Origin of the sequence: Stieleria neptunia (assembly GCF_007754155.1) — a bacterium.
Taxonomy (GTDB): domain Bacteria; phylum Planctomycetota; class Planctomycetia; order Pirellulales; family Pirellulaceae; genus Stieleria; species Stieleria neptunia.
The window spans coordinates 2,995,404-3,009,273 of the sequence record NZ_CP037423.1 but is presented as its reverse complement, the minus strand read 5'-3'; the positions used below and the strand labels follow the sequence as shown (position 1 = coordinate 3,009,273).

The 13,870-nt window shown below is 59.1% G+C and carries 11 protein-coding genes; 9 read left to right on the top strand and 2 right to left on the bottom strand.

Annotated elements, in window-relative coordinates; all coding sequences use genetic code 11:
• Positions 1-217: 217 nt before the first annotated feature.
• The 6 genes from Enr13x_RS10580 to Enr13x_RS10555 all read left to right on the top strand — a co-directional run bounded on the left by Enr13x_RS10580 (position 218) and on the right by Enr13x_RS10555 (position 8,031).
• Positions 218-2,149 carry an aconitate hydratase gene (locus tag Enr13x_RS10580; protein WP_145386030.1) on the top strand — a complete coding sequence of 644 codons (1,932 nt, stop codon included), beginning with the start codon at positions 218-220 and terminating at the stop codon, positions 2,147-2,149.
• A gap of 249 nt (positions 2,150-2,398) precedes the next feature.
• Positions 2,399-3,346 (top strand): cytochrome c oxidase subunit II, encoded by a 948-nt coding sequence (gene coxB, locus Enr13x_RS10575; RefSeq protein WP_145386029.1) that lies wholly within the window; start codon positions 2,399-2,401, stop codon positions 3,344-3,346.
• The gene (ctaD, locus tag Enr13x_RS10570) at positions 3,343-5,871 is read left to right on the top strand and encodes a cytochrome c oxidase subunit I (protein WP_145386028.1); all 2,529 of its coding nucleotides are present in this window, start codon (positions 3,343-3,345) and stop codon (positions 5,869-5,871) included. The genes coxB and ctaD overlap by 4 nt, the downstream gene beginning before the upstream one ends.
• A gap of 5 nt (positions 5,872-5,876) precedes the next feature.
• The gene (locus Enr13x_RS10565; RefSeq protein ID WP_231744198.1) at positions 5,877-6,290 is read left to right on the top strand and encodes a transmembrane prediction; all 414 of its coding nucleotides are present in this window, start codon (positions 5,877-5,879) and stop codon (positions 6,288-6,290) included.
• Positions 6,290-6,964 (top strand): cytochrome c oxidase assembly protein, encoded by a 675-nt coding sequence (locus Enr13x_RS10560; RefSeq protein WP_145386027.1) that lies wholly within the window; start codon positions 6,290-6,292, stop codon positions 6,962-6,964. Before Enr13x_RS10565 ends, Enr13x_RS10560 begins: the two co-directional genes overlap by 1 nt.
• Positions 6,961-8,031 (top strand): c-type cytochrome, encoded by a 1,071-nt coding sequence (locus Enr13x_RS10555; protein ID WP_145386026.1) that lies wholly within the window; start codon positions 6,961-6,963, stop codon positions 8,029-8,031. The genes Enr13x_RS10560 and Enr13x_RS10555 overlap by 4 nt, the downstream gene beginning before the upstream one ends.
• A gap of 37 nt (positions 8,032-8,068) precedes the next feature.
• Here Enr13x_RS10555 and Enr13x_RS37850 read toward each other — a convergent pair whose 3' ends face one another.
• Both Enr13x_RS37850 and Enr13x_RS10550 read right to left on the bottom strand, forming a co-directional pair.
• A complete protein-coding gene (locus Enr13x_RS37850) occupies positions 8,069-8,221 on the bottom strand; it encodes a hypothetical protein (RefSeq protein ID WP_197455934.1) in 153 nt (50 codons plus the stop codon).
• A 187-nt stretch (positions 8,222-8,408) separates the two neighbouring features.
• Positions 8,409-10,274, bottom strand: coding sequence for a transketolase (locus Enr13x_RS10550; protein ID WP_145386025.1), 1,866 nt, complete (start codon positions 10,272-10,274; stop codon positions 8,409-8,411).
• A 246-nt stretch (positions 10,275-10,520) separates the two neighbouring features.
• Between Enr13x_RS10550 and Enr13x_RS10545 the strand changes: the two genes are divergently transcribed.
• The 3 genes from Enr13x_RS10545 to Enr13x_RS10535 all read left to right on the top strand — a co-directional run bounded on the left by Enr13x_RS10545 (position 10,521) and on the right by Enr13x_RS10535 (position 13,563).
• A complete protein-coding gene (locus tag Enr13x_RS10545; RefSeq protein ID WP_231744197.1) occupies positions 10,521-10,745 on the top strand; it encodes an acetyltransferase in 225 nt (74 codons plus the stop codon).
• 642 nt (positions 10,746-11,387) lie between these two features.
• A complete protein-coding gene (locus Enr13x_RS10540; protein WP_197455933.1) occupies positions 11,388-13,190 on the top strand; it encodes a sensor histidine kinase in 1,803 nt (600 codons plus the stop codon).
• The gene (locus tag Enr13x_RS10535) at positions 13,156-13,563 is read left to right on the top strand and encodes a response regulator transcription factor (protein WP_145386023.1); all 408 of its coding nucleotides are present in this window, start codon (positions 13,156-13,158) and stop codon (positions 13,561-13,563) included. Before Enr13x_RS10540 ends, Enr13x_RS10535 begins: the two co-directional genes overlap by 35 nt.
• Positions 13,564-13,870: the final 307 nt, after the last annotated feature.

The following is a 13,870-nucleotide window of genomic DNA, read 5'->3' as shown; positions in this document are numbered from 1 at the left end:
TATCCGGGGATCCCACCTCGCGTCAGCCGGACAGGCATCTCATTTGCAGTTCCCACCTCTCGTCGCAAGGAACGGAAGAGGAGTGGGAGAGGCTTCCAGCCTGTCGACGCGAAGAGGAGTGTTTTTGTTAGCGGCAGGGCGCGAGCCCTCCGGTCGTTCACGGTGTCACGGCCCAACGACCTGCTGATCGACCATCCTGGTAGAAAAGAGTGCAACGATGACCGCTTCCAACATCACGCAGCAACTGATCAAGAGCCATTTGGTTTCCGGTTCGCTCGATCCGGGATCGGAGATCGGCTTGCGGATCGATCAAACACTGACACAGGACGCGACCGGGACGTTGGTGATGCTGGAACTTGAGGCGATGGAATTGGACCACGCCAAGACGGATTGCTCGGTTCAGTATGTCGATCACAACCTGCTGCAAGAAGACCACAAGAATCCCGACGACCATCTGTTTTTGGAAAGTGCCGCCAAGCGATTCGGATTGTGGTTCAGTCGTCCCGGCAACGGCGTCTCTCATCCGCTGCATCAAGAGCGTTTCGGCAAACCCGGTGCGACGCTATTGGGATCCGATTCGCATACCTGTGCGGCCGGCGCGATCGGCATGTTGGCCATGGGCGCAGGCGGATTAGAGGTCGCCATGGCGATCGCGGGTGAACCGTTCTACGTCAAGATGCCGCGAATCTGGAACGTGCGACTGGAAGGCGAGTTGCCAGACTGGGTGAGCGCCAAAGACGTCATTCTGGAAATGTTACGACGCCACGATGTCAAAGGAGGCGTGGGGTGGATCCTCGAGTACAGCGGCGACGGGCTGGGCGGGTTGTCGGCGATGGATCGACATGTGATCGCCAACATGGGAGCGGAGTTGGGCGCGACCGCAAGTGTCTTTCCGTCGGATCAGGTGACGCGAGAGTTTTTAAAATCACAAGGACGCCAGCAGGATTGGCAAGAATTGCGGGCTGACTCGGGCGCCAGCTACGACCGCGAGGAGACCATTGACCTGTCCAAGCTCGAGCCCTTGATCGCGCTACCGACCAGTCCCGGAAATGTGGTTCCGGTTTGCGAAGTCGCCGGCGAACCGATTTATCAGGCGTACGTTGGTTCCAGTGCCAACCCTGGCTACCGCGACTTCGCCGTCGTGGCCGAGATCGTCAAGGGACAACGGGTTGCCCAGGGCGTTTCACTGGACGTCAACCCGACCTCTCGTCAGATCCTTCAAAACTTGGCGCGCGATGGCCATGTCCTGACGTTGCTGCAGTCGGGGGCACGGCTGCACCAAGCCGGGTGCAACGGTTGCATCGGGATGGGCCAAGCACCGGCGACGGGACGCATCAGCTTGCGGACCGTCCCGCGCAACTTCGCCGGCCGCAGCGGCACACGAGAAGACGCGGTGCACCTGTGTAGCCCCGAAACCGCCGCCGTCTCGGCATTGGCGGGCAAGATCACCGACCCACGCGATGCGCATCGTCCCTATCCGAAGATCAAAGAACCCTCCGCGCCGATCATCGACACCGATCAAATCGCTCCGCCCCCATCACGTTCCAGCGCGACAAAGCCCGGCTTGGTCAAAGGCCCCAACATCAAATCGCTGCCAAACTCCCAACCGCTTCCCGACCGCCTGGCCGTGAAAGTGCTGCTCGCGGTCGGCGACAATATTTCGACTGACGAAATCATGCCCGCCGGTGCCCGCGTGTTGCCGTTCCGCAGCAACATCCCTCGCATCGCCGAATTTGTCTACATCGACGTTGATCCCACGTACGTCGGCCGAGCGAAAGAACACGACGGCCCACACGCAATCATCGGCGGTGCCAATTACGGGCAAGGTTCCAGCCGTGAACACGCCGCGATCGCTCCCCAGTTCCTTGGGCTGCGATTGGTGATCGCGGAAAGTTTCGCGCGGATTCACTGGCAAAACCTTGTCAATTTCGGCATCCTGCCGCTGACCGTTGAAAACACGCGTGAACACATTGCGGCCGACGACGATCTTGTCATCGAATCCCCCGCCGAACAACTTCGTTCGGGGCAGCAGATCACGATCGAAAACACGACTCGATCCACCCGCCTGATCGGCGACCACAGCCTGTCGTCGCGCCAATTGGAAGTCCTGATCGCCGGCGGTCTGATCCCCTGGATGCGATCACGTTGAATCATCGACGGACGGTTTGCCAACGGCTGGGCACACGATTTGCGGTCCAACCAGATGGAAACGACCGACGCACCGACGGGTAACGCTGTGAAAGACCGGAGGGCTCGCGCCCTCCCGCCCAACGGGGCTTCCTCGTCTGTGTCGCGGCCTCCTTGAATTGCCGATCGTCCTTGGAGACGAAACGTTTGTCGTCGGCAGCGCCGCAATGGCCGATTCCCTTGCAACTTGGTTCCAATTCAGCCAGCCACCATGACCTGCTTACTGATCGGCGACATTTCGCAATCGACGCTCGATCCGGCGGGGGTCGGGGCCGAGCGTATCGCCGAACTGTTCCATTGGATGGTCGGCGGCGGGGTGTTGATCTGGTTGATCGTCGTCGGCGTGGCGGTTTATTCGCTGATCGTGCCTGGAGGACACCGGCCACGATTGACCAAAACCCTGGTCATCGGCGGCGGTGCGGTTTTCCCCACGTTGGTGCTGACCTGCCTGTTGTGTTACGCGCTGGCGATGTTGCCCGAACTCCATCAACCGGCTCCGAAAGCGAGTTTGACGATCGACGTCAGCGGGGTGCGTTGGTGGTGGCGAATCGGCTACCGAACCGGCGAGAACGGGCGTGTCGAGACGGCCAACGAGATTCGCTTACCGGTCGATCAACCGGTCGAGTTTAAGTTGCGCAGCGAGGATGTGATTCATTCGTTCTGGATTCCGGCACTGGGGGGAAAAGTCGACATGATTCCCGGCCGAGAAACTCGCTTGAAACTGCACCCCAATCGCGTCGGCAGATTTCGGGGCGCGTGCGCCGAATACTGCGGCACCGCCCACGCGCAAATGGCATTCGATGTGATCGTGATGCCGCAGGCCGATTTCGATCAATGGCTGCGGGACCAACAACAAGACGCCCGTGAACCGGTGGGCGCGGCGGCCGTTCGGGGACGCCAACTGTTCCGCCGCAAGGGATGTGGTGCGTGCCACACCATCCGGGGCACCGAGGCGAGCGGTAGAGTCGGTCCCGATCTGACCCATTTCGCCGGTCGGGTCAGTCTAGGTGCGGGGATCAACCGCAATGACACCGACAACCTTCGCCGCTGGATTCGTCAGCCCCATGCTGTCAAACCAGGCGTGCAAATGCCCGCGTTCCAAGCGCTCAGCACATCCGAAGTGGATTCGATCGTCGCTTACTTGGAGCAATTGAATTGAACGCGGACGAATTCAGCGACGCATCCGGTGACGACCGACTCGATGCCAGTGCGAAACGCTTGCTGGACGCATGGCGTACGCCGACGCGTTGGCGGTATTGGTCGGCGGTCAACAACTCGGAAGTCGGCCTGTGGTACGTCGTCGCCTCGTTCACGTTCTTTCTGTTCGGCGGCATCCTGGCGCTGTTGATGCGGATCCAGTTGGCGATCCCCGACAACGATTTTTTGACCGCCGATCAGTACAACCAGATCTTCACGATGCACGGCAGCGTGATGATGTTTCTGTTCGCGGTGCCGATCCTGGAAGCGATTTCCATCTTGCTGTTACCCGAGATGCTGGGTGCACGCGATCTGCCCTTCCCTCGACTCTCCGCTTATGGTTTTTGGTGTTTCGTGATCGGTGGCGTCTTCGTCTGCGGCTCGATCTTCTTCGGCGTGGCGCCGGAGGGTGGCTGGTTCATGTACCCGCCGATGACCACCGAATACCAGACCGGTGTCGGCGTCGACATTTGGCTGCTGGGACTGTCGTTTATTGAAGTGGCGTCGATCGCGGCGGCTGTCGAGTTGATTGTCGGCGTTTTGAAATGTCGTCCACCGGGCATGCAGTTGAACCTGATTCCACTTTATGCGTGGTACATCCTGGTCGTCGCCGTGATGATCCTGTTTGCGTTTCCGCCGTTGATCGCGGGCGACTTGCTGATGGAACTGCAGCGGTCGCTCGATTGGCCGTTCTTCGACGCATCGCGTGGCGGCGACCCGATGTTGTGGCAACACCTGTTTTGGATTTTTGGTCACCCCGAAGTCTACATCGTATTTCTGCCGTCGATCGCGTTGATCGCCATGATCGTCCCCACGTTCGCTCGCACGCCGATGGTCGGCTACGGTTGGATCGTTTTGGCAGCGGTCGGAACGGGTTTTCTGTCCTTCGGCTTGTGGGTACACCACATGTTCACGACGGGATTGCCGGCGATTTCGATCGGCATTTTTTCGGCCGCCTCACAAGCGGTCGCGATTCCGACCGGGATTCAGCTGTTCTGTTTCATCGCCACACTGTTGATCGGGCGCGTCACCAAATCGGTCTGCTTGCTGTTCACGCTGGGCGGATTGGCGACCTTTATCATCGGCGGTTTGACAGGCGTGATGGTTGCGGTGGCTCCCTTCGATTACCAGGCACATGACACGTACTTCATCGTCGGACATCTGCACTACGTGCTGATCGGCGGCACGATCTTTCCGATCGTCGCCGGCGTCTATTACTACTATCCGGCGGTCACCGGCAAACAACTTTCCGAACGACTGGGGCGGTACGCATTCTGGTCGATGCTGATCGGATTCAACGTCAGCTTTTTCCCCATGCACCTGAGCGGTTTGCTGGGGATGCCGCGCCGCGTCTACACCTATCCGGCTGAACTGGAGGTGATGACGTTAAATTTAATTTCCACCGTTGGTGCCTTCGTGCTGGCGATCGGGTTTGTGATTTTCCTCTTTGATGTGCTGCGGTCCAAAAAGAACCAACCTCTCGCGCCGAGAAACGTCTGGAATGCGGGCACGCTGGAATGGTTGGCGGAAGTGCCCGACAAGCCTTGGGGGGTGCGGAGCATTCCGATCGTCACCAGCCGCTATCCGCTCTGGGATCAAGAGGGGTTTGTCGAAGATGTCGACGCGGGCCATTTTTACCTGCCCGATGCAGAAGAGGGACTGCGGGAGACGCTGGTGACATCGGTGGTCGATGCCGAGCCGATCCAATGTTTGCGGGTTCCGGGACCGACGTTCCTGACGCACTTCGCAGCAATCTTCACCGGCGGAGTGTTCATCCTGTCCACGTACCACTGGTATTCCGCCGCAGCGATCAGCGGTTTGTTTGCATTCATCACGATTCTCACTTGGCTGTGGACCGGCACGGCATGGATTCCGGAAAAGCAAGACAAGGACGTCGGGCGTGGTGTGACATTGCCGATCTACGTGTCGGGATCCAAGGCGGTCGGCTGGTGGGCGATGTTCATCACGATGCTGGGTGACATGACCGCGTTCATTTCGCTGGTGTTTGGATACTTTTTCTATTGGACGACCCACGATGATTTTCCGCCGGACGGATCAACCGGGCCGGGGTGGATCTGGCCCGCCGTCGCGTTGCTGATGATCGCCATTGGATACGTCGCCACATTGGCCGCGCGGAAATGGAATCGACAAAACCACGCCGCAGGGTTCTATGCCGCGATCGTTTGCGGCGTGGTGTGCAGTCTCGGCGGCGCCGCGGCCGTGTTGTACGGTCCGTTTACACACCACATGGATCCAACCGCCCACGTCTATCCGGCCATCGTGTGGGTCTTGACCGGCTGGACGGCGCTGCATGTTGTCCTGGGCGTCGTGATGCACGTCTACTGTGCCGCCAGACGAGCGGCCGGTCGGATGACGGCACGCTGCGACGCGGACATCGTCAACGTCACCCTGTATTGGCATTTCCTGTTGTTGACCACCGCGATCACCTGCCTGGTGATCGCCGGATTTCCAATGGTGGCGAGGTGAAGGTCATGACCGAGACGAGTGAACGCAGCGGCGTCTACAGCGGCGTCAATGGCAACGATCACGGCAGCGCGATCTGGTGGATCGTCGCGGCGCCCTCGGTCTGGGCCGCTCATTTCTTGGCGAGCTATCTGACCGCCGCGATCTTTTGCGCCAAGTTCGCGGACTCGGATCGCTCGGCCGGCGAGGTTCAGATGGCGGTGATGGCTTATACCGTGCTGGCGATGGTCATCCTTGCCGGCGTCGGTTGGGTCGGTTATCGCCGCCATCAAAGTGGCCATGATGGCGGCCCACACGACGGTGACACCCGTGCCGATCAACGTCGTCTCGTCGGACTGTCGACGTTTCTGTTGTCATGCTTGAGTGCGGTTGCGACCGTTTTCACCGCCCTGGTGCTGTACTTCGTGGGGACCTGTCACTGATGCGTTTGCTGATTTGGAATCTCGGGTGGGTCATTTTAACAGCAGCATGGATGGGTCCACTTCCCGACATGGCCCGCCACTCGTTTGCCGCACACATGACCTTGCACATGTTGGTCGTTGCGATCGTGGCTCCGATGCTTTCGCTCGCCGCCGCCGGACGTCGCTTTGATCCGGTCCGAGTGTGGCCGGCATTTTTTGCACCGGTTCCCGCATCGGTCGGGGAGTTGATCATCGTGTGGGCCTGGCACGGACCGGGGCTACACCATTGGGCCAGACACGACACGCTCGGATTCGTCGTGGAACAGTCGATGTTTTTGGCCGCCGGCACGTGGGTTTGGCTGTCGGCATTCGGGGGCACGCAACCACGTACCCACCAGCGCAGTGCCGCCGGAGTGGTCGGATTGCTGCTCACCTCGATGCACATGACCTTACTCGGCGCGCTGCTGGCCTTGTCGCCGCGTTTGCTGTTTCATCATCCACACGGCATGAGCGGTTTGACACCGTTGGAAGATCAACATCTCGGCGGCGCAGTGATGTTGGTCGTCGGCGGCATTGTTTACCTGGCGGGCGGTCTGGTGCTGACGGCAGATCTCTTGCGGAATCGTTCGGCGGCACTGACGTCCCGGCAGAATGAATCAACCACGCGCCCCTCGACGGTGGAGGCATCAGCATGAAGGACTTTTTGAAAAAGATTGCGCTGCTCGGCTTGGTTTTGGCAGTGATCGGTCTACTCGTGTTGGTTTCCGGCATCATGCCCGTCAAGGCCAGCAGCGGGCATTGGCCGATCACCCGTTGGATTCTCGGTTTTGCCAGCGATCGCTCCGTCGCCTTTCACAGCAACGGAACGGAGGTTCCTCCGCTGGACGAGCCCGGTATGCTGACGTTGGGCGCGGGCATCTACCAGTCCAATTGCAAATGGTGCCACGGTCGCCCCGGCTTGCCGTCGCCCCCGGTCCCAGCGGCGATGACTCCCGCGCCGCCGTACTTGCCCGACGTGCTGCACGAGTTGGAACCGTCCGAGATGTTTTACATCGTGAAACACGGAATCAAGTTTACCGGGATGCCCGCGTGGCCGACCCGCCAACGCGACGACGAGATCTGGCCATTGGTGGCGTTTCTGAAACAGTTCAGCAAGATGAGCGTCGCGGAATACCAGGACCTGGTCCACGTCACCGAGAACTCCGACGCGCCTGCAATCGTGACGGAAGCCTGCGCGGTTTGTCATGCAGCCGATGGGATGGGCCGCGACAATGCCCGCGTGCCGATCCTCGCCGGCCAAAACGAGGTCTACTTGCGGGAGTCACTGCAAGCGTTTGCCAAGGGTGATCGACATAGCGGAGTGATGGAGCCGATCGCCGCGCGGCTGAGTCAGCCGGAAATCGTCGCGGCGGCGAAGTGGTACGCCGGGCAACAGCCGACGATGCCGGATCGATCCGATTTGGACGCCGAAGAAATCCGAGCAGGACGTAAACTGATTTCGCAGCAAGACGACTCGCTGAAAGTCGCCGCCTGTTCGGAGTGCCACGGTGTGTGGAATGATCCGTCCTACCCGGTTTTGGCTGGGCAACCCGCCGAATTCTTGAGTCGTCAGCTGACGTTATTCCGGAAGCGATCACGAGGAGGCGCTGGCAGCGGCAATCTGATGCACAAAATCGCCGATGCCATCGATGAAGAACAATCACAACAGATCGCCAGCTATTTCGCGTCACTGACCCGCGACCCGACGGGAGAAGACGAATGATGTTCGTTCAACGCATGTCATCATGCGATTCGCTGTGTCAAACCATGCTCACCATGATTCGCACGATGACGAGTCGTGTGGGGGACGTCATCGCATTGCCATGCTGAATCTTTCGCTTTCCGTCGGCGGCAGCGTCACGATGTTTCTGGTCGCGGCGGTTGTCATTGGGTTCGCGGGCACGAAGATGCACGAGGCTCGTTCGACTGACATCACAAATGTACAGATCAACAAAACAACGGCCCGGGTCCAGAATCTGCCAGCTTGCTTAGCACCGCACGGAAAATAAGTGTCGGATCGGACAAGTGGGATAGGCTTCCAGCCTGTCATTCCAGAGCCGACAGGCTGGAAGCCTATCCCACTTATTTTCCGTTCGATCCTTAGCGTATCAGCCACCGTGTGACCGCATCGGCGATCATGGCCGCTGAGATCCCTTCGGCGTCGAGCAGCTCGTCCGGCGATCCGCTGAGCGGACGTTTGCGGACTGCGATGCAGTTCACCGGGGTGGAGTGATCGGACAAACTGGTCAACACCGCCTCGCCGAGTCCGCCCTCGGGAAAATGGTCTTCGACAGTGAAAACAACCTCGCTCTGGTCTGCGGCCTGCCGCACCGTCGCATGATCGAGCGGTTTGATCGAATAGAGATCGATCACGCGTGCCACAATCCCGCGGTCTTGCAACATTGCCTGTGCCGACAAACATTCATGCAATGTGATGCCCGCGGCAATCAATGTCACTTGGTCTGCGTCGCTCGTCCGCAGCACCTTGCTGCCTCCGATCTGGAATGTTTCCTCCGCATCGTAAATGACCGGAAGCTTGCCTCGCGTCGTTCTCAGGTAGGCGATCCCATCGTAATCGGCCATCAAATCGACGAGTGCTTCGGTCGACGTAGCATCGCTGGGGTACAGCACCAAACCGTTTTGGATCGTACGAAACATCGCGATGTCTTCGAGACCCATTTGCGACGGTCCGTCCTGGCCGATCGAGACGCCGCAGTGCGATCCGACAAATTTGATCGAAGCGTCTGAATACGGCGCCATACGAATCTGATCAAACGCACGGGTCAAGAACGCTGCAAACGTGGAAACGAATGGAGTTTTGCCACGCAGTGCCATCCCCGTCGCGGCGCCGACCATATTCTGTTCGGCAACAAACATCTCAAAAAAGCGATCCGGATACTGATCACGAAAGCGTTTGGATCGAGTCGAGTTGCAGACCTCGCCATCGAGCGACACCAATCGCGGGTACTTGTCAGCCAATCGAACCAAAGCGTTACCGAACGCATCGCGAGTCGCCACTTGGTCACCCAGCGAATAATCGACAGATGCGACTTCGCGGGAAGCTGCGGGATCCGGTTGATACACAACCGGCGGAGCGATTTCGCCACGGATTGACCGGTTCGGGTCGCCTAACTGCGACAGGACCTGATCAAGTGATTCCTGGTCAACCGGTTTGCCGTGATGCCCGTTTTCGTCTTCCAACGACGGAATCCCTTTCCCCTTGATCGTTCGGGCGATCAACATGGTCGGCTTGCCAGACCGCTCGCCCGCCTCGCCGAGCGCCGCATAGGCTCGTCGCACCTGATCGTAGTCATGTCCGTCTTCGATCAGCACGCATCGCCAACCGAACGACTCGATGCGATCACGGTAGGCGGTCAAATCGTGACCGTACATCGTCTCGCCACGTTGGCCCAAACGATTCACATCCAAGATCCCGATCAAATTGTCCAGTTGATAGTGAGCTGCCAACTGGATCGCTTCCCACTGTGAACCCTCCGCCATTTCGCTGTCGCCCAACAGGACGAACGTCCGACTGGGCGATCGGTCGAGAGACTTCGCTGTTAAAGCCATGCCCACCCCGATCGAAAGCCCTTGACCGAGCGATCCAGTTGCCGCTTCGGTCAAACGAAATCGTGACGTGGGGTGACCTTCCAGTCGGCTACCAAACGTTCGATAGCCCATCAAATCCTCGGGTTCAATCTCCCCCGCTGCGGCCCAAAGTGAATAGAACAGCGGCGAGGCGTGGCCTTTGGAAAAGATCAATCGGTCATTGGCGGGGTGATCGGGTTGCTGCAGATTGAACCGAAAGCAATCTCCGAATAACAGGCCCACCATCAATTCGACAGACGACAGGGAGGAGGTCGGATGCCCTGAGTCGGCCTGAGAGGTGCAGCGAATGATCCAGCGACGGATTTGTCGCGACAGTTCGTGCAGGTGTTCGGTTTGCGTTGCGGATGCAGTCGACATGTTGTTCTCCGTGCGTGTTCGAGATTCCTCTGACGAAGCCGGCGACGCCAGCCTTTGAAGCGGTTGCAAATCATGCGCCGACTGCCAACACGAATCCCCGTCGTCCAAGATCCATCTGCAATGGAACGGGACTTGCGGCCAATCCAATTTGCCTGATCGCCGCAGACGTGATGGATGTGAACCGCTCCATCTCGCGGCGATGGGATCGTCACCAGACTCGACATCCTTCAACCAAAGGACGGACCGATGAAGACCGTCACCATGTTTTTAAAAGAGCGCCAATCCGAGGACCTGATCCGGGTCAGCCGAATCGATCAACTCGCCAGTCCGCTGGAATCGGAAGTCGTCGCCAGACGGCAGGCGGGTGAAGAGGAGCAGGACGAAAGTGTGTTCGCCAAATCGGCCCTGGTGTTCCCCTCCGGCGAACCGCTGCCGCGATGCTGGACCGACCAGAAGTATCAGCTCCATTGACGGCCAAACGGGCAATCAACGACCGACGATTCCGGTCATGGGACTGAAACCTTTCCCCCGTCCACCGAGGTCGTGCAGTTTTAGAGTCACCCTCCTGGCAGGAGGGTCGAGCGAAGCGAGGGGACGTCGATCGGTGAATCGGCACGCTCACTTCACTCTCGATGGGTGCCCCAAGCAATAACTTAAAAACGGCACGACCTCCACAAGAGAGGGACTCCGGAACACAGGCTGCCCCGGAGTCTTGCTCGTGTCCTGAATCGATCTGTGGAGACGAGCGTCTGTGAATCCAGGATGCCTGGTTGGGGTGGTTGTTTGATCAGTCCCTGGCAAGTGCTGGACGAAACGCCTCCGGCGAGGGAAACGCAGTGTTTCTGGCGGAGTTTCTGGCGGACGATCGCCGCGAACGAAGCCGTTGGGGCTCGCGCCAAAGCGGCCCATCCCCTCAACCGGACGGTTGCGAGCCCCCAGGGGTACGGTAGGCTAGAGGAGCTACCCTTGGCGGTCGCCATGCCACCGTCCATAATCGGGGGTCACGTCTCTCTGCGCCGACTCAAGCGTTTCGGAATCTCACGTCCCGCGCCATCGGGCGTCCATCACGCGTCCAGACAGCCACCTTCTGCGAATCGAACGGCAGCCGGTCGAATGATCAACGAAGAATCGAAAGCTCCCCGATCCGCGTATCCCCGATCGCTGATCCTTTCGTTTGCGGCGCTGCTGCTGTTGGCGTCCACCTATTGTGTGTACTTGTTCGTGCGCGTCGACGCGGTGACCCGAACAAACAATCGTCGAGCGCCCTCGGTCGGTCGTTTGTTTGACCTTCGCAGCAGAACCAATGACGCCGTCCAAGAATGCTTTGCGTTCGTGATCTCGGGCGATGAGGCTGAAAAACGAGACTTCGAAACCTGGGCCGCGAACTACGAACAGTTCTCACGATCGTTCCTCCAGCAGGCGGCGTTGGACGCAGTCTCTCGCGAGCAATTCGATCGCGTGCTGGAGCAACAGCATCAGATCGCCGGCAGCGGCAGACAGATGATCACGACGTATGCCCAAACCGGGGTCGTCGATCGCGCAGACTTTGATGCCTTTGAACACGACGTGGACCAGTTCAGCCGGGCCATGGCTGTTTTGCAACGACAACTGGAAAGCGAATGGGCGACATCACAACAAAACACCGCGCTGGTGTGGCATCAAACCAGGACAGAGAGCCTCGTGCTGGGGGCGGTGTTCGCCGTCCTGTCTGCGACCCTGCTTTTTCTACTGCTACGCCGATTTCACGCCTACGATCAACTGCGTGAAAAGGCGATGACCAGCATCATGGAAAGCAACCGACGCTTCCGCTTGATCTTTGAGTCGGAGCCCCAGTGCGTCAAACTGGTCGACCGCGAAGGGCGTCTGGTCGACATCAACTCTGCCGGACTTCAGCTGCTCGAAGCCGAGCGGGAAGACGTCTTGGGGAAATGCATCTTCGATGTCATCGTCGAGGAAGATCGCGAGCGTTTCATCAAGGCGTCACAAGCGGTTCTGCGTGGGGAATCCAACCGTCTGGAATTCGAAATCGTCGGATTGAAGGGCCAGCATCGCACCATGACGACCCGCCAGGTTCCCATCCGATACGGAAGCGACGAGACGGCGCATGTGCTGAGTATTACCGAGGACATCACCGAGAAACGTCGCATCGAGCAACAACTCAAAGATCATCGCGATAAACTGGCACACGCCAGCCGCGTCAATCTGCTGGGCGAACTGGTTTCGTCGATCGCCCACGAACTGAATCAACCTCTTTCGGCGGCGACCAACTACGCCTTTGTCCTCGAGAAACTTGCTTCGGAGTCCCCCGTCCAGACCGCAGCCATCCGCGAACATGCCGGACGGGTTCGCGACCAGGCGCATCGCGCCGCCGAGATCGTCCGCGGCATCCGACGCCTCCTCAAGCCCAACCCGGCTGACAACCAGCCAACGGATATCCATCAGCTGATCGAAAGTTCGTTGGGCATCATGGGACCTGACCTTCGCGCCCGTGGCGTTGATCTCATCACTCAATTGCACGCCGAATCCCTGACGGTTGATGGCCATCAAGTGCAGCTCCAACAAGTGCTCATGAACCTGTTCCAAAACGCGATCCAGGCGATGGACCAGGTGGAACGCTCCCGGCGAACCCTGACCATTCACACCGTGTCGACAACCGAGCATATCGAGATCCGCGTCAAAGACACCGGAAACGGAATCGAGTCAGAAGACAAGCGAGATGTTTTTCGTACATTCTTCACGACGAAACCGGAAGGCATGGGCATGGGGCTGGCCGTTGCACGTTCCATCATTGAAGCCCACCAGGGATCACTCGTCGTTGAAGAATCCACCCCTCGCGGAACGGTCTTTCTCGTGGTGCTGCCACTCAGCGGAGAATTCGCCGATGAATGTTGCGAAAGCAAAAGTATGCATTGTTGATGATGACCCCGCGGTCCAAGACTCCGTCCGGGCGCTGCTCGCAGCCTTCGGATTTGACCCCCATTGCGTCTCAAGTGCCGAAGAATTCTTGCTCGGAGACTTGAACGGCTCCATCGACGGCATGGTGCTGGACCTGCGATTGCCCGAAATGAGCGGAATCGATCTGCTGACGCAACTCACCGACGAAGGCACCGCAGTTCCGACCGTTGTGATCAGCGGACATCGTGACGAAGACGTGCTGGCCCAACTGGCGAGCTTCCAGGCGGTGATCTTCCTGATGAAACCCTTTGCACCGGACCGGCTGGTCGATTTTCTCAGCGAGCACTGCACGGGCAAGCGAAACGGCCGCCCCGATGGTTCCAACCGCTGCTAGGCCAATGCCCGGAAAAAAAGTGGGATAGGCTTCCAGCCTGTCGACGCTGGAATGACAGGCTGGAAGCCTATCCCACTCGCTCGATCCGACACTTCGTTTCCGTTCGGTTCAAAGTCGAGGCCCGGCCTGCCCCCAAACGATGCCGTCGCGATGTGCGCGAATCACCGATGGGCGCGTGCGTTGGAACAAGAAGACGCGCCGCCGAGGGACTACGATGACGACTCAAGGCAGCCGGGAGACGAGCGAAACGCATCGAGGACGATGTTTCACGCGCTCGCCGAGGCCCCGCGTCACTTCACCGAATGGC

Bases quoted from the DNA above. Each gene is read 5' to 3' on its own strand.
- Enr13x_RS10540 (WP_197455933.1), top strand. From the start codon at position 11,388: ATGATCAACGAAGAATCGAAAGCTCCCCGATCCGCGTATCCCCGATCG.
- Enr13x_RS10545 (WP_231744197.1), top strand. From the start codon at position 10,521: ATGAAGACCGTCACCATGTTTTTAAAAGAGCGCCAATCCGAGGACCTG.
- Enr13x_RS10560 (WP_145386027.1), top strand. From the start codon at position 6,290: ATGCGTTTGCTGATTTGGAATCTCGGGTGGGTCATTTTAACAGCAGCA.
- Enr13x_RS10555 (WP_145386026.1), top strand. From the start codon at position 6,961: ATGAAGGACTTTTTGAAAAAGATTGCGCTGCTCGGCTTGGTTTTGGCA.
- Enr13x_RS10565 (WP_231744198.1), top strand. From the start codon at position 5,877: ATGACCGAGACGAGTGAACGCAGCGGCGTCTACAGCGGCGTCAATGGC.
- Enr13x_RS10580 (WP_145386030.1), top strand. From the start codon at position 218: ATGACCGCTTCCAACATCACGCAGCAACTGATCAAGAGCCATTTGGTT.
- Enr13x_RS10550 (WP_145386025.1), bottom strand. From the start codon at position 10,274: ATGTCGACTGCATCCGCAACGCAAACCGAACACCTGCACGAACTGTCG.
- coxB (WP_145386029.1), top strand. From the start codon at position 2,399: ATGACCTGCTTACTGATCGGCGACATTTCGCAATCGACGCTCGATCCG.
- Enr13x_RS10535 (WP_145386023.1), top strand. From the start codon at position 13,156: ATGAATGTTGCGAAAGCAAAAGTATGCATTGTTGATGATGACCCCGCG.